The following is a 15,501-nucleotide window of genomic DNA, read 5'->3' as shown; positions in this document are numbered from 1 at the left end:
CTCCTTTTATGACAAGCTGCGGCGCCTGTCTTTTTACAGCGCCTCTTCAAAAATCTGCACGATCTCTTCCGCGGACATCTCCTTATACGCCCCTTTCAGGCGCTTCGCCGCCTTCCCGGCCATCAGGGCAAACTTCTCCCTGCCGATGCCCATCTCCGAAAGCCTGGACGGAAGACCCAGTCTCTTAAAATAGTCTGCCGTTTTTTCGATAGCCAGATTCGCTGCCTCATGGGCCTCCAGCTCCGGCGAAATGCCCCATACGTTCACGCCGTAGGTACGGAATTTGGACACGGTGCGGTCATCGAGCACATGGCGCATCCAGTGGGGCGTCAGAATCGCAAGGCCGGCTCCATGGGTGATATCGTAGTAAGCGGAAAGCTCATGCTCCATCGGATGCACCGACCAGGGCACTTCCTTTCCCAGCTTCAAAAAGTCATTGATGGCCCAGCTGCTGGCCCACATGAGGTTGGCCCTGGCCTCGTAATTATCCGGCTCCTCCACAGCCTTTACGCCGAATTCAATGCAGGTCTTTAAAAGCCCTTCGGCCATTCGATCCTGCATATAGCCCTCCGTGTTGGAAAAATACGCCTCAAAAATATGGGACATGATATCGGCCGTCCCGGCTGCCGTGTGCCAGGCGTTTACGGTCACCGTAAAGGACGGATCCAGAACCGATGCCTTTGGGCGCATCCACTCGCTCTTTGTCCCAAGCTTGTCCCCCTTTTCCATGTCGGAAATCACGGCAGACGTGTCCATCTCGGAACCCGTTGCCGCCAGCGTCAGCACCGAGACAATCGGGAGCGCCTTTTCAATCTTCTTTCCGTCCAGCACCAGATCCCAGGGATCACCGTCATAGCAGGCCCCGGCCGCCACCACCTTGGCGCAGTCGATGGACGAGCCGCCGCCGATGGGAAGAACTACTTCAATCCCTTTTTCCCGACAGATCTTAACGCCCTCCCGCACGGAACCAATCCTCGGATTCGGCTCCACGCCGGAAAGCTCCTCGCAGCTCATGCCGGCCTTCGTGAGAAGCCCAACGGCCTGCTCCAGAATCCCATTCTTTTTGATGCTCCCGCCGCCGTAAACGATCAGCACCTTTTTCCCGAATTCACCAACAATCTCCGGAAGCCGTTCCAGCTGTCCTTTTCCAAAATAGATTTTTGTCGGGATCGTGTAGATAAAGGAATTCATTTAACCTCTCTCCTTTCGGTACCTCATATTATAATAGATCACCCCGGCCGCAGCCGCCGCAAAGGAAATGCCGGCGAATACAAATGAAACCTTCGGCCCGAGACCGTAGACGAAGCCGGCCGTCAGAGCGCCGATGATGCCGCCGAGATGCTTTGTCGCGTTGCAGAAGCCCATGACTACATTGCTCTTTTCCCCCTCCGCATCCTGGGCAATCAGGTTCTGGATCACCGGGACACTGATGGCATTAAAGGCATAGAACACCAGGTTTAACACCATGAAAAGAGCCACATCCGGTGCCATGATGACGGAAAAGATCGCCGCCGCGGCCGCCGCCAGCACGAGGACGAGCGACTTCTTGCTGTCGGTCTTTTTGACAATCCACACGCAGATGGTGCCGTTGGCCGCCAGGGTAATGAAGCCCACAGCCGCCTTGATGGCTCCGTTGTAGGCGGATGTCAGGCCGAACTGATCCTTTATGTAATAGTTAAAGCACTGCTCGTAAGCCGTAAAGCCGATGTTTGCCAGTGCATTGACGATAAACATCGTCGCAAGAAGCACCGTCATAAATTCGCGGCTTGCAAAAAAGACACTGAACGGGTTCGCTTCCTTCATAAGCTTTCCCGGCGTCGTCTCGCGCATGGATTTTAACGTATCGTCCTTGCAGACGAGATAAAACATGAGGCCGCTCCCGGCCAGAGTCGCTGCCTGGATCCCGAAGGTCAGGCCGATGGAAATCTCGCCGAGAAGGCCGCCGATTAAGTAGCCGAAGGCGCTGAACACACTCTGGATCGTGGCCGAGGTAATCAGGTAAACGCCGCGCTTCTCCTCATCTGACGTGTTGACAATGTAAGTCAGCATGCTGACGAATACGGCACTTGCAAAGGCGCCGGAGATCATTCGCGCCGGCACAATCTGAAGCTCGGTCTGGGCCAGGCCAAAACAGATCTGTCCGACAGCGTAGCCGACACCGCCGATCAGCATGGTTTTTCTGCTGGATAAGTAGACATTGATTTTTCCCCAGAATGGTGAGAACAGGAAATTCGTGGAAGCCATCCCCGCATAGGCAACGCCAAACATGTAGTCGTGAAGCCCCAGATTCTGGATGACCGTAGGTGTGATCGGATGTGCAAAGTTGGCACCAAGACAAAACAGGATGGATGCCAGGAAAAACAGACGGATTCGCGTCTTCTCGCTCAAGATAAACTCCCCCAAACGTATTAGATTTTCACGTTTTCCGGCCTTTTTTTATGTTCAGGCTCAAAAAAACGGCACGAAGCATGTCGCTCCGTACCGTTCCATCATATCAAAATTCGCACCTGGATGCAACCATTTATTCGTTCCGGATCGCGGCTAAAGGCGAAAGCCTCATGGCGCGAAGCGCCGGAAACAGGCCGGCCAGCATACCGATGACAATGGCGAAAAATACAGCGGCCCCAGACAGCCACGGCGGAATTCGTGAGATTCCTCCGTCTGACATGACGCCCATCATGGCTCCGCCCAGAAACCGGTTCACAATCATGGAAATCCCATAGCTTAAAGCAAGGCCGATGGTTCCTCCCATGAAGCCGATGAAACCGGCTTCCATCAAAAACATGCTCCGGATGTCGCCCAGGGCACAGCCAAGCACCTTCAGGACGCCGATTTCCTTCGTCCGCTCGTAGATGGACATCATCATCGTGTTTGCGATTCCGATGGCCGCTACAAACAGGGACACGGCGCCGATGCCGCCGAGGACTGCCTGGATCATGTCGGTCTGTTTCTGGGCCTGCTCCAGCCACTCCATGTTGCTGTACGCGTTGTAGCCCATGTCCTGAATGGCCTTCTGGACGCTCATGACGTTTTCCATATCATCCACGTACACGTAAGCATTGTCATAGACAAAGTAGCTGTATGGCTTTCCCTTTTTATTGGTGGGCTGTCCCGGGATCGCCTGTTTTCCGTAAACACGCTTAAGCTGCGTCTTTAAAAGCTCCACATCCGTATAAATGCCCCAGGAATATTCGTTGTACTCTTCCGGCCCCCCTTTTACCATTCCGCAGGCCGGAAAAATGTATTTCTTCTGTTTCTTGTCCTCGCTGCCCGTCGACTGGAACGTGGTAAAAAAGGACTCCTGGTAGAGATCCACGTCCGGCATTTCCCCGGTATCCCAATAGCCTCTGCCCGTTTTGGAATTATAAAAATCCCTCTGCACCATGTTTCCGATCACAAGCTCCATCGTCTGTGCATTGCTGTCCGGAAGACGTCCTTTTCCCAGTGTGATCTCCTCAAGCCCCTCGCGGCTTAATCCCGTAAGGCTTGAAGAACTGGAATAGATCCCCTGGCGCATATTTACATAGACGGAGAGAACCGGCGACACCGCCCGCACATGGTCAAGCCTGGAAAACAGCTTGATCGTATCGTCCACAATGTAGCTGTCCTCTGCATTTTCCGTATTGCTCATGCTGTAATTCCGGCTTACCGTAATTTTCGTAAGGCTGCCGGATGAAGCGTACTGCTCCATCGTCATCTCCTTTAAACCGATGCCGAGGGAAACCATAACGACGATGGAAGCCGTACCGATAATGACGCCAAGGACCGTCAGTGCGGTCCTCAGCTTTCTGCGGCGCAGATTATTTATGCTCATGGTGAGCAGATCAAAGAATCTCATCGTCCATTCCCGCTTTCTTCTTCCTCCGCCGGATCATGGCTGCCACCGCGGCAATCACAACCACGGCCAGGATCCCCGCCGGGACAAGATACGGCTGATACTTTCCGAGGAAAGACTGATCATCTTCCATCTCATCCACATTTCCCATGTCGATATCCGGTTCATCGAATACCATGGGCTCTGTAACCATGAGCTGAATTTCCTTTTCCACCGGCGTCACGACACCGTTCTCATCCTCATATGTAATCGTAAGCTTGATTTTCCCGTCATCCATGGTCGGAGCAATTCCAGAAATCATGGCGTCCACGTTTCCGCTCTCGCCCGGTTTGATATTGCCCACATAGGCCTCCGCCCTCTGGATCGAATCGCCCTCGAACACGGCCATGACGTTATAGAGCTGTACCTTTCCCGTATTGTTGATCGGGAACATGATGTTCGATTCGCCGCCCACGTTGATGGACTGCGGCATGATCTCGATGGTTCCCGTATTCATTCTGGCTTCCTGCTTTAAGGACACCGCGATTTTCACGCTCTCCTTCGCGTTCTTAAACTCCGGGCTGTCGTACTGTTCATTGATGGTGATCGTGTAGGAACGCTGCTCGGCACTTGGGCTGGACGAGAAATTCATTGTCAGCACCTCCGAAGCTCCCGGCGCCAGATTGTTCACCACCACCGAGTTGGAGCCGTTTGGCGTCGTAAAGACAGGGCTGCTGTCCACAGTCTCCGGTTCCAGGGTGAACAGGATGTTGCTTGCCGTAATATTGCTGGAGGCATTCTTCATCTTGACCTTTAAAGTAAATTCCTGGCCGGCCAGGATCTGGGCCGGCTCCGTCTCGAAGCTGTCCACGATGATACGCGCCTTTGTACGCTCATTCTCACCTGCGTCTGCCGAGATCTCGTCCTCGTCGTCCTCGCCGACAATCCTCACATAAAAAACGTCCTCCACCGGAGCCGCAAAGCTTCCGTCTTCCTCTTCCCGGTACCGGATCTTGAATTTGATCGGGAAATAGCCGGATTTTACGTCTTCGCGGACAGCCATGCTGTACGGCACTTCTACGGTCTGGCCGGCATTGATGTTGTCAAGCCACCTGTCGTAGTTTCCGTCGTTGATCTCAAAGGGGAACTTCGTGATGTCCTCAGAAAGTTCCATTTCCACCCGCACGTCGAAAGCCGTCTTGTAACCGGTATTCCTCAGATTGACATTGAAGTTGACAACCTCTTTATAGACGCCGGTCGGCGTAGACTGGTTCTCACCAAGTGCAAATGCTACCGGCTCCGTGCTCTCTTCATTGTCCTCAGTCGTGCCTGTGGACGTCTTGGTTTCCGCCCATACGATCACCGTCTTCTGGTATTCGGAAGACAGGGCGTCCTCGCCCTTGGCGCGTCTGGCGATGTTCACCTTGATGGGGTAATACCCTTCCTGAAGGTTCTTTTTGATATTTCCGCGGAGCGTCACGGTCTTTTTCCCGCCTGCCTTAATCGGGCCGATGGAGCGGTGCTTGTTGAGCTCGTCCGTGATCTCAAACGGATAGGTTGCGTTCATGGTTTTGATCGTTTCGCCGTCTTCATCCTCGACTTCGTCGTAGTAGTCTTTAAATTCGCTTTCCTGGGCAATCCAGACCTCGGTCTCCACCCAGTCGGATTCCGACGTATTCTTGATGGAAAACGTGATGGAGGCAGATTTTCCGATGGTTACCTCCGGCGTTTTCCCGATTACAATACGGACTTCATCGTTGTCGTCGTCCTTATGGAAAACCGGCGGAATCTCTTCATCTTCTTCCTCCGCAAACGATTCCAGGGGCATCGCGCCCAAAAACGTACTTAATACCAGCAACAGGATCCATAACCTTTTTAACTTTATCATTTCTTTTCTTCCCCGCCTTCTGTCTTTTCTTCCGTTTCCTCCCCGGCCGGAGCATGTCCTGCGTCTTTCTCCGGCGCACTGCCGTCTTTTGCCGCCTGGCCTTCCTCCCCGGCCATATCGCCGTCCCTGTTTTCGGACGGCCCGCTTCCATTGTAATCCCCGAAGCGCTCCCTTTCTAACTCCTCCAGATCCACTTCCCGGTGGTTTTCTTCGATATGGACAATCTGGCCGTCTATGATCTTAAAAATCCGGTCGGCATACGTCGCCAGGTTGTTGTCATGGGTTACCATCACAAGCGTCTGCTTCTGTTCCCGGACGATCTTCTGCATCAGCTTTAAGACCTCCATCGTCGTCTTGGAGTCAAGGTTTCCCGTCGGCTCATCGGCAAAAATAATCTGAGGCCCCACCACAAGGGCCCTGGCTATGCCGACGCGCTGCTGCTGGCCGCCGGACATCTGGTTCGGCATGTTTTTCGTGAGCCGTTCCAGTCCCACAAGCTTTAAATACTGCTTCGCCCGCTTCACACGGGCCGCCTTCGGGATTCCGCGGAACGAAAGCGGCAGGGCCACATTTTCCACGGCATTCATGGTTCCGATCAGGTTGTAGGACTGGAAAATGAACCCGACCCGCTCCCGCCGGAAGGTTACAAGCTGTTTTTCATTGAGCTTTTCGATGTGCTTCCCGGCGATGACGATTTCCCCTTTGCTGGGGTGTTCCAGCCCGGCAAGCATGTTTAAAAGCGTGGACTTCCCGGAGCCGGAGGGGCCTGTAATGGCACAGAATTCCCCTTTGTAAATTGTAAAGTCCACGCCGTTTAACGCATAGACCTTCGTGTCGCCCATCCGGTAGACCTTATAGAGATTTTTCACCTGGATCACAGGCTCCCTCATTTCCTGTCCATCGTTTCCGCCGGCCATGTCCTTCCTCCTGTCGTTTTATCCTGCAAGAGACAGCCGGGGCTTCGTCTCCCGTCTGCCTGTTCTGATACCATTATACAGAATCGCCGCCTGTATGAATATAGACATTTGCTTAATAATCCTTACGAATTCTTTTCAGGCTTTTTGAGGCGCGCTTCAAATTCCTTAAGATATTCTTCTAAGGACACATACTGGCCGTTGTTGACACGGTATGCAGGGTTCCACATGTTTATGACACGGACGGCTGCCCGCTTTTCGTCGGTCGTATGGCGGTAACGGCTGTCGGCATAAAAGATATCGCCCTCCACCACATTTTTCCAGCGCATGTACTCCTCCTGGTTCCGTTTCCGCCTTTTGTTTTTAAAGACTTCCATGACGACAAGCCGGAAAATCTCCTCACCGCAGCAGACAATGACTGAAGGGTTTAGGAGCTGGATCTGGCGCTTGATGAATTCGATGTAATACTGGCCGTACTGCATGCTGATTTCGTCGGCAGCGCCTTTTCCGCCGCGCTTATTGAGATACAGGACTGCGATCCGGCGCAGAAGTTCCCGGACGCCTTTTTCTTCGCCGCCCTCCAGGATTTTCTGCATACCGGCCAGATATTCCATGTATTCTGCCTCTCCAAAGGCGCTCTTCCCGCTCCGGAAATCCTTTCGGACATCGTAAATCACAGGAAAGCTCTGTCCCTTTTTGATGTGGCTTTTCATATTTGTCTCTTTTAAGATATAAAGGGTTCCGGTAAAGTCCTGCTCCGAAACGATCCCGTCGATGTGAAAATTCCGTTTGTCTATATCGGCATAGCCAGTTGTCCCTTCCGGATTTTCCTCCATCTGCTGCATGAGCTGCCATAAAAGGAACAGCTCCTCTTCCGTCTCGCAGCCGGCCGCCTGGCCTTCCAGAAGAATCTGTTCAAATGTTTTCTGCATGGTTTCCTCCTGTGTGGGTGGGTATGCAGGTTATTATATCATGTCCGCTGCGCGGCCATGAGCCTCCGGCGGATTTTAGCGCCCGGCTTTTTGCGGCGTGCGCAAAAACCGGTTTGCGCAGATATAATAACCGCTTTGCGGTTATTATATCATATTTTTCAATTTTTTGTAGAATTTCCGGCGAGTATCCGGTATAATGGGAACAATATGACGAAAGGGGATTTTTTCCATGAGGCACTTAATCAGCCCGCTTGATTTTTCTGTTGAAGAGACAGAACAGCTTCTTTCTCTTGCTTCTGACATCGAAAAGAACCGCCCAAAATATGCACATGTCTGTGACGGAAGAATTTTGGCGACCATGTTCTTTGAGCCCAGCACCAGGACAAGGCTTAGCTTTGAATCCGCCATGCAGAGGCTGGGCGGCTCTGTCCTCGGCGTTTCCTCAGCGGCTTCCAGCTCCGCCGCCAAAGGAGAGAGCGTTTCCGATACCATCCGCATGATCTCCTGCTACGCAGACATCTGTGCGATCCGCCATCCAAAGGAAGGCGCCGCTTACGTGGCTGCCTCCAAATCATCCATCCCGGTTATCAATGCCGGCGACGGCGGACATCAGCATCCCACCCAGACACTGACAGACCTTCTGACGATCCGTTCTTTAAAGGGGCGGCTTGGCGGCATGACCGTCGGGCTCTGCGGCGACCTGAAATTCGGGCGCACGGTTCACTCTCTGATCCATGCCCTTGTCCGGTACCCGGGAATTCGTTTTGTCCTGATTTCCCCGCCGGAGCTTCGCGTGCCTGACTATATCCGTGAAAGCGTCCTGGATGCCAACCATATTGAATACAGGGAGACGACAAACCTCGATGATGCCATGTCGGAACTGGACATTCTCTACATGACCCGCGTCCAGAAGGAGCGTTTCTTCAACGAGGAAGACTATATCCGCATGAAGGACAGCTACATTCTCGATGCCGAGAAAATGAAGCTTGCCAAACCGGACATGTACGTGCTGCATCCGCTCCCCAGGGTCAATGAAATTGCCGTGGAGGTGGATGACGACCCGCGGGCCGCATACTTTAAGCAGGCACAGTACGGCGTTTACGTCCGTATGGCTCTTATCATGACTTTACTGGAGGTGGACAAACCATGTTAAATATCAGCGGAATCCGGGAAGGTGTCGTTCTCGATCATATCCAGGCAGGAAAAAGTATGGAAATTTACCGCTATCTCGGGCTTGGAAAAATGGACTGTACCGTGGCAATCATTAAAAATGCCAGAAGCAGCAAGATGGGCAGAAAGGATATCATAAAAATCGAAGGCCCCCTTGATTCCCTGGATCTGGATGTCCTGGGATACATCGACCACAACATCACCGTCAACATCATCCGGGATGACCGGATCGTGGAAAAGAGATGTCTGAATCTCCCCAACCGGCTTGTGAACGTCATTCACTGCAAAAATCCCCGGTGCATCACATCCGTGGAACAGGAGCTTCCGCATATCTTCTATCTTGCTGACAAGGAAAAAGAAATTTACCGCTGTCAGTACTGTGACGAGAAATACTCCCGATGAACCTGTTTACTCCGGCCATCATATGCTCTGTGATGGCCGCTTACATTGTAAAGGGGATGTGCGGGTTCGCCAACACGCTTGTCTTTGGGACGCTCGCCGGCTTTTCTGCCGACAACATCAATATCTCTCCCATCGACCTGCTTTTAGGCTACCCGTCCAACATATACATCGCATATTCTGAGCGGAAGGGGATTGAGCCGCGGATCTGCCTGCCGCTTTGCGTCCTCGTGATTCTGGGCTCCATCCCGGGTGTATTTCTTTTAAAGCTCGGCGATGCCAGAATCATCAAGCTGTTTTTCGGCTTTGTCGTGGTGTTTATCGGTATCGAAATGCTGTTTCGTGAGCGCAGCACGAAAAAACGGAAAGGTTCCCCGGTCCTTATGATCGCCGTCGGCCTCCTTTCCGGCATCCTCTGCGGCCTTTTTGGCGTCAGCGCTCTGTTAGTCGCCTATGTGAGTCGGACTGCTGAAAACCACAGCCAGTTCCGCGCCAACAACTGCGTTGTCTTCATGGTGGAAAATACCTTCCGCCTGGCGCTTTATACAGCCACCGGGATCATGACTATGGATGTCGTAAAAAACGCCGTCTGCCTTCTGCCGTTCATGGCTGCCGGGCTTGGCATCGGTATCTTTTTTGAAAAGCACATCCCGGAGCGGCAGGCAAAGCGCTGTGTGATTCTGCTGTTGATCCTTTCGGGGCTTTCTTTAATTGGTACGAACCTGGCCATAACCGGCGCTTAAAGAGAAACGGGAGCCGCACGCCCGCCAAGGACAAAGCCTTTGGCCGGCTGCGGCTCCCGCAACTTTTTCTATACCCGCTCTTTTTCCAGATACTCCAGGATCTCAGCCGCGTTGGTATCCGGCTTTACCTTTTCCATGGCTTTCTCAATGATCCCGTTTTCGTCAATCACATAAGTAGTCCGCACAATGCCCATGGATACTTTTCCATACAGCTTCTTTTCTTTCCATACGTCGTAAGCCTCAATGGCCGTGCGCTCCGGATCCGACAAAAGAAGGAACGGAAGCTCATGCTTCGCGGCAAAATTCTGATGGGACTTCATGCTGTCCCGGCTGATGCCGATGACGGGGACGCCGAGCTCCTCAAACCGGTGGTAAGCGGCGGCAAACCCGCATGCCTGCCGCGTACAGCCGGGCGTGTTGTCCTTCGGATAGAAATACACAACGACTCTCTTTCCTGCAAAATCCGATAATGATACGGTTTTTCCGTCCTTGTCCGGCAGTGAAAACGCCGGCGCCTTTGTTCCCTCCATCAGCATGGCAATGTCTCCTTTTCTTTAACCGACCCCTGACAGGATCTTTTTATGTTCCAGCACCGTAATCACGGTTTCCTGTGCATCCTGAAGCTGTTTAATTTCGTAGCGGATATCCCTGTTTGCAGACATGAAGTCAACCGTCAGATTTTCCACTTTTTTGTTAATGGCTTCAATCCGCACTTTGACGCCTTCCACATTTACCTGCACACTGGCAATGTTCGACGCCATAGCTTCCATCTGCGTCTTTAGTTCGCCCACATCAAGCCGCACGCCGCAGACCTGCGTCTCCAGAACCTCCGTCCGGCTTTCCGAAGCCGCCATGCGGCTCTCCAGCACATCCATCCGCCCTTCCAGAATATCCATACGGTTCTCGAGCGCGTCCATGCGGTTTTCCAGGGCATCCATGTGGGCTTCCAGGACATCCATGCGGGCTTCCAACGCATCCATTCGGGCTTCCAACGCGTCCATGCGGGCTTCCAACGCGTCCATGCGGGCTTCCAACGCATCCATGCGCTTTTCCAGCGCGTCCACCTTCTTTTCTAACGCATCCATACGGACTTCCAGCGCGTCCATTCGGGCCTCCAACGCGTCCATCCGCGTTTCCAGCGCATCCATTCGGGCCTCCAGCGCATCCATTCGCTTTTCCAGCGCATCCATACGGCTTTCCAAGGCATCCATTCGCTTTTCCAGCGCATCCATTCGCTCCTCCAGCACGTCCATTCGCGCCTCCAACGCGTCCATTCGCTTCTCTAACGCATCCATCCGCGTTTCCAGGGCGTCCATCCGGCTCTCCAGCGCGTCCATTCGCTTCTCCAGCGCGTCCATCCGCACTTCTAATGCGTCCATTCGGCTTTCCAGCGCGTCAAGCCGCGCATTCACCTCGTCGAATCTTTTGTCGATGGCTTCTGTCAGTTCTGCAAGCTTTTCATTCAGCTTCTCCTCAAGCTTCTCCTCCAACATCTGCCCTATGGCTTCCAGCAATTCACGATCCACCATAAAAATAAGACCTCCTTTCCGAAATCTGCCAACAGTTACCAGCCTTATCATTAAGGAAATCTTCTCTTTCGTATCTTTCTTCCGCCCGCACCGGCCATTTCATCTTCTCCGGCCGTGCCTGCGCAAGCTTTTTCTTTTCTTGTGTTCTCCTATTATACCGGATTCTTCCAGAAAATGGAAGGGCTTTTTGACGAATTTTGACGAAAAAAGGGCTTTCGCCCACAGACAGCCCTTCAAGCTGCCCGCGGACAAAAGCCCTCTCCGTTCACAAGGCGGCAATTTCCTACCGGAAATATTTCACACCGCTCTCAAAAATCTTCATATCCTGCTCGCCGAAAATGTTCTTAGCCACAAGGTCGCCGCGCCGCTCCGAATGGGCCATCTTTCCGTAGACCCTGCCGTCGGGACTTGTGATACCCTCGATAGCCATGTAGGAGCCGTTGGGGTTCCAGTACTCGTCCATGGTGGGGTTCCCGTCGGCATCCACATACTGCGTCGCCACCTGGCCGTTTTCAAAGAGCTTTCTAAGCCACTCTGCACTCGCCACAAACCGTCCCTCTCCGTGGGAAACCGGGTTCGTGTAGATGCCGCCGAGCTCTGTGCCCATAAGCCACGGGGACTTGTTGGACACGACCTTTAAGTTCACCATCTTGGACACATGGCGGCCGATGGTGTTGTAGGTCAGCGTCGGAGCGTCCGCGTTCTGCTCCGTGATGACGCCGCCCGGCACAAGACCAAGCTTGATAAGCGCCTGGAAGCCGTTGCATACGCCAAGGATCAGGCCGTCTCTCTCATTTAAAAGCTTTGTCAGCTCTTCCTTTAAGACCTCATTGCGGAACGCCGTCGCAAAGAACTTTGCAGAGCCCTCCGGCTCGTCTCCGGCGGAGAATCCGCCCGGGAACATGACGATCTGCGCTTTTGCAATTTCTTTTCTGTACTCTTCCACGGAATCCCGGATGTCGGAGGCACTTAAGTTCTTAAACACCTTCGCCGTCACGTTTGCGCCTGCGCGCTCAAACACCTTCGTGCTGTCGTACTCGCAGTTGGTTCCCGGGAATACCGGAATAAACACGTTCGGAGTGCCGATCTTATGGCTGCACACATAAACTTTGTCCGCCTTAAAGAGCCGGTTCTCCAAAACCTCGTCCTTCACGCCGGAAACCGTCGGGAACACCTTCTCCAGAGGCGCATTCCATGCATTTAATGCCTCGTCAAGAGAGATGGAGACACTGCCGTACTCAAAGGCTGCCCTGTCTGTCACTTCGCCGATGACCGTATAAGTGCAGGCCAGCTCTCCCACCTTGCCGTCAGGAACCTCGCAGACGAGATTTCCCCAGCCCGGAGCAAAGAAGTCTCTCGGATCCAGGTTATGCTCAACCTTCACGCCGAGATGGTTTCCGAAGGCCATCTTGCTGACAGCCTCGGCAATTCCGCCTGCCTCAACAGCATACGCGGAAATCACCCGTCCGGCCCGGATATCCTCCTGGAGCTTTTCATACGTCTCCATCACCTGTCCGTAAACCGGTATATCGAAGCCGTCCTTTTCCGTGCGTACCACAATGATCTTGTTTCCGGCCTTCTTAAACTCCGGAGAAATCACGTTCTTTCCGTCAGCCACATTGACTGCAAAGGACACCAGGGTCGGCGGTACATTGATCTCCTCACCGCCTTCCTCGTTGAAGGTGCCGGACATGCTGTCCTTTCCGCCGATAGACGGAAGGCCAAAGCCCATCTGCGCGCTGTATGCACCGAGCAGAGCCGCAAACGGCTGGCTCCACCGCTTCGGATCCTCGCTCATTCTGCGAAAATATTCCTGGAATGTAAAGCGGATCTTCTTAAAATCACCGCCGGCAGCCACGATCTTCGCCATCGAGGTCAGAACCGCATAGATGGCTCCATGGTACGGGCTCCAGCTGGAAAGATACGGATCGAAGCCGTAGCTCATCATGGTGACGGCGTCCGTCTTTCCCTTTAAGACCGGAAGCTTTGCAACCATAGTCTGAATTTCTGTCTGCTGGTATTTTCCGCCGTAAGGCATCACCACCGTGCCGGCACCGATGGAAGCGTCAAACATCTCCACAAGCCCCTTCTGGGAGCATACGTTTAAGGAGCCCAAAAGCTTCAGCCATTTATCCTTCACGTCTGCCACATCATGCCGCTCAAAGGGATTTCCCTCACGGTTCGGCGTCTCAAGGGTCACGTCTGCCTCCTGGTGGGCGCCGTTGGTATCGAGGAAGGCGCGGCTTAAATCGACGATAGTCTTTCCTCTCCAGTTCATCACAAGGCGCGGTTCCTTCGTCACCTCAGCCACTGTGACAGCCTCCAGATTCTCCTCTGCGGCATAGCCAAGGAACGTCTCCACGTCCTTCGGCGCTACGACCACAGCCATGCGCTCCTGGGACTCAGAGATTGCAAGCTCGGTTCCGTCCAGGCCGGCATACTTTTTCGGCACCTTGCCCAGGTCGATGAGAAGGCCAGCCGCCAGCTCACCGATGGCAACGGACACGCCGCCTGCTCCGAAATCGTTGCATTTCTTAATCAGGGAAGAAACCTCCGGGCGGCGGAACATCCTCTGGATCTTCCTCTCTGTCGGCGGATTTCCCTTCTGAACCTCGGCTCCGCATACTTCGATGGATGCCTCCGTGTGAACCTTGGAGGAGCCGGTGGCGCCGCCGATGCCGTCGCGCCCGGTCCGGCCGCCGAGAAGGATGATGATATCGCCGGGATCCGACGTCTCACGGATCACATTTTTCCTCGGCGCTGCGCCCATGACTGCACCGATCTCCATCCTCTTTGCCACATAGCCCGGATGGTAAAGCTCCTTTACATAGCCCGTAGCAAGGCCGATCTGGTTTCCGTAGGAGCTGTAACCATGGGCCGCCTCGGTCACAATCTTCTTCTGCGGAAGCTTGCCCTTTAACGTCTCATTTAACGGCCTGGTGGGATCTGCCGCACCGGTGATCCGCATGGCCTGATATACATACGTTCTTCCTGACAGCGGATCGCGGATCGCACCGCCGAGGCAGGTGGCCGCGCCGCCGAAGGGCTCGATCTCCGTCGGGTGGTTGTGGGTCTCGTTCTTAAAGTTGACGAGCCATTCCTCGGTCTTTCCGTCGATTTCCACAGGCACCACAATGCTGCATGCATTGATCTCCTCGGAAACCTCCAGATCCTCAAGCTTTCCTTCCGCGCGAAGCTTCTTCATGCCCATGACAGCCAGATCCATCAGGCAGACAAACTTATCGTCGCGGCCTTTATAAAGAACTTCCCGGTCTGCCAGGTACTTCTCGTATGTGGCCTGGATGGGCTCCCTGTACTCGCCGTCTGTGAAGGTCACGTTTTTAAGCTCCGTGGAGAACGTGGTATGACGGCAGTGATCCGACCAATAAGTGTCCAGGACGCGGATCTCTGTCACCGTGGGGTTCCGCTTTTCCTCGTTCACATAGTAATTCTGGATATGCTTAAAATCCTTAAAGGTCATTGCCAGGTTCAGGGAACCGTAAAGCTCCTTTAAGGCCTCTTCGCCCATCTCACAGAAGCCGTCGAAGGAAGCCACGTCTGCCGGACGCTCGAACACCGTCACCAACGTCTCCGGGATCTCCTCCGATGCCTGCCTGGAGTCCACCGGGTTGATGCAGAAGGACTTCACCGCCTCAGCCTGCTCCTCAGTCAGCCCGCCGGAAATCACATAGGTAACGGCAGACTTGATGACCGGCTCCTCCGTCTCCTTTAAAAGCTTCACGCACTGCTCTGCGGAATCGGCCCGCTGGTCAAACTGACCCGGCAGGTACTCCACGGAAAAAATCACATCGTCTGCGCCGTGGGGGAAGCTTCCCTCATAGACATCGTCCACCGGCGGCTCGGAAAAAATCGTTCCAAGCGCCTCTTTATATATGTCCTCAGAAATATTTTCAATATCATAACGAACCAGCACACGGACACCGGTCAGGCCGGAGATTCCAAGATACTTTTCGATCTCCTCCCGCAGTTCCCTGGCTTTTACGGCAAATTCCGGCTTCTTCTCTACGAATACCCGCCTTACGCTCATATTCCTTTCCTCCTTGAAAGTACGCACATGCGATGCCCAAAAAGGCATCTTCCTACTGTTTTCC

At 53.7% G+C, this 15,501-nt stretch carries 12 protein-coding genes; 3 read left to right on the top strand and 9 right to left on the bottom strand.

Annotated features, from left to right (window positions below; genetic code table 11):
• Nucleotides 1–33: 33 nt before the first annotated feature.
• From KE531_16140 to KE531_16115, 6 genes are all read right to left on the bottom strand, one after another.
• Complete coding sequence (locus KE531_16140) at nucleotides 34–1,191, bottom strand: iron-containing alcohol dehydrogenase (protein ID MBR9955122.1); 1,158 nt, start codon at nucleotides 1,189–1,191, stop codon at nucleotides 34–36.
• Nucleotides 1,192–2,388 (bottom strand): MFS transporter, encoded by a 1,197-nt coding sequence (locus KE531_16135; GenBank protein ID MBR9955121.1) that lies wholly within the window; start codon nucleotides 2,386–2,388, stop codon nucleotides 1,192–1,194. It abuts the gene before it with no gap.
• A gap of 133 nt (nucleotides 2,389–2,521) precedes the next feature.
• A complete protein-coding gene (locus tag KE531_16130) occupies nucleotides 2,522–3,838 on the bottom strand; it encodes an ABC transporter permease (GenBank protein MBR9955120.1) in 1,317 nt (438 codons plus the stop codon).
• Entirely contained in the window at nucleotides 3,825–5,702 is a 1,878-nt protein-coding gene (locus KE531_16125) for a hypothetical protein (GenBank protein MBR9955119.1), read from the bottom strand. The genes KE531_16130 and KE531_16125 overlap by 14 nt, the downstream gene beginning before the upstream one ends.
• A complete protein-coding gene (locus KE531_16120) occupies nucleotides 5,699–6,619 on the bottom strand; it encodes an ABC transporter ATP-binding protein (protein ID MBR9955118.1) in 921 nt (306 codons plus the stop codon). Before KE531_16120 ends, KE531_16125 begins: the two co-directional genes overlap by 4 nt.
• Nucleotides 6,620–6,741: 122 nt before the next feature.
• On the bottom strand, nucleotides 6,742–7,548 hold the full coding sequence (locus KE531_16115) for a hypothetical protein (GenBank protein MBR9955117.1): 807 nt from the start codon (nucleotides 7,546–7,548) through the stop codon (nucleotides 6,742–6,744).
• Between the two features lie 229 nt (nucleotides 7,549–7,777).
• On the opposite strand from KE531_16115, the gene pyrB reads away from it, so the two are divergent.
• The 3 genes from pyrB to KE531_16100 are packed head-to-tail and all read left to right on the top strand — an operon-like array spanning nucleotide 7,778 to nucleotide 9,860.
• The gene (gene pyrB / locus KE531_16110; protein ID MBR9955116.1) at nucleotides 7,778–8,701 is read left to right on the top strand and encodes an aspartate carbamoyltransferase; all 924 of its coding nucleotides are present in this window, start codon (nucleotides 7,778–7,780) and stop codon (nucleotides 8,699–8,701) included.
• Nucleotides 8,695–9,120: an aspartate carbamoyltransferase regulatory subunit gene (locus tag KE531_16105; GenBank protein MBR9955115.1), complete on the top strand. Its 426-nt coding sequence runs from the start codon at nucleotides 8,695–8,697 to the stop codon at nucleotides 9,118–9,120. Before pyrB ends, KE531_16105 begins: the two co-directional genes overlap by 7 nt.
• Nucleotides 9,117–9,860 carry a sulfite exporter TauE/SafE family protein gene (locus tag KE531_16100; protein MBR9955114.1) on the top strand — a complete coding sequence of 248 codons (744 nt, stop codon included), beginning with the start codon at nucleotides 9,117–9,119 and terminating at the stop codon, nucleotides 9,858–9,860. Before KE531_16105 ends, KE531_16100 begins: the two co-directional genes overlap by 4 nt.
• A gap of 68 nt (nucleotides 9,861–9,928) precedes the next feature.
• Here KE531_16100 and bcp read toward each other — a convergent pair whose 3' ends face one another.
• The 3 genes from bcp to KE531_16085 form a co-directional block, all read right to left on the bottom strand.
• Nucleotides 9,929–10,396, bottom strand: a complete 468-nt coding sequence (bcp, locus tag KE531_16095; GenBank protein MBR9955113.1) for a thioredoxin-dependent thiol peroxidase — start codon at nucleotides 10,394–10,396, stop codon at nucleotides 9,929–9,931.
• Nucleotides 10,397–10,414: 18 nt separating this feature from the next.
• Nucleotides 10,415–11,389, bottom strand: coding sequence for a hypothetical protein (locus KE531_16090; protein MBR9955112.1), 975 nt, complete (start codon nucleotides 11,387–11,389; stop codon nucleotides 10,415–10,417).
• Between the two features lie 283 nt (nucleotides 11,390–11,672).
• The gene (locus KE531_16085; protein ID MBR9955111.1) at nucleotides 11,673–15,437 is read right to left on the bottom strand and encodes a phosphoribosylformylglycinamidine synthase; all 3,765 of its coding nucleotides are present in this window, start codon (nucleotides 15,435–15,437) and stop codon (nucleotides 11,673–11,675) included.
• Nucleotides 15,438–15,501 lie beyond the last annotated feature (64 nt).

The sequence above is a fragment of the Eubacteriaceae bacterium Marseille-Q4139 genome, from assembly GCA_018223415.1.
Classification (GTDB): domain Bacteria; phylum Bacillota; class Clostridia; order Lachnospirales; family Lachnospiraceae; genus CABSIM01.
The sequence above is the reverse complement of the archived record's forward strand: the minus strand, read 5'-3'. Positions and strand labels throughout refer to the sequence as shown.

Excerpts from the sequence above, each read along its gene's own strand:
- KE531_16140 (MBR9955122.1), bottom strand. The coding sequence starts at position 1,191 with ATGAATTCCTTTATCTACACGATCCCGACAAAAATCTATTTTGGAAAA.
- KE531_16130 (MBR9955120.1), bottom strand. The coding sequence starts at position 3,838 with ATGAGATTCTTTGATCTGCTCACCATGAGCATAAATAATCTGCGCCGC.
- KE531_16125 (MBR9955119.1), bottom strand. The coding sequence starts at position 5,702 with ATGATAAAGTTAAAAAGGTTATGGATCCTGTTGCTGGTATTAAGTACG.
- KE531_16120 (MBR9955118.1), bottom strand. The coding sequence starts at position 6,619 with ATGGCCGGCGGAAACGATGGACAGGAAATGAGGGAGCCTGTGATCCAG.
- KE531_16115 (MBR9955117.1), bottom strand. The coding sequence starts at position 7,548 with ATGCAGAAAACATTTGAACAGATTCTTCTGGAAGGCCAGGCGGCCGGC.
- pyrB (MBR9955116.1), top strand. The coding sequence starts at position 7,778 with ATGAGGCACTTAATCAGCCCGCTTGATTTTTCTGTTGAAGAGACAGAA.
- KE531_16105 (MBR9955115.1), top strand. The coding sequence starts at position 8,695 with ATGTTAAATATCAGCGGAATCCGGGAAGGTGTCGTTCTCGATCATATC.
- KE531_16100 (MBR9955114.1), top strand. The coding sequence starts at position 9,117 with ATGAACCTGTTTACTCCGGCCATCATATGCTCTGTGATGGCCGCTTAC.
- bcp (MBR9955113.1), bottom strand. The coding sequence starts at position 10,396 with ATGCTGATGGAGGGAACAAAGGCGCCGGCGTTTTCACTGCCGGACAAG.
- KE531_16090 (MBR9955112.1), bottom strand. The coding sequence starts at position 11,389 with ATGGTGGATCGTGAATTGCTGGAAGCCATAGGGCAGATGTTGGAGGAG.
- KE531_16085 (MBR9955111.1), bottom strand. The coding sequence starts at position 15,437 with ATGAGCGTAAGGCGGGTATTCGTAGAGAAGAAGCCGGAATTTGCCGTA.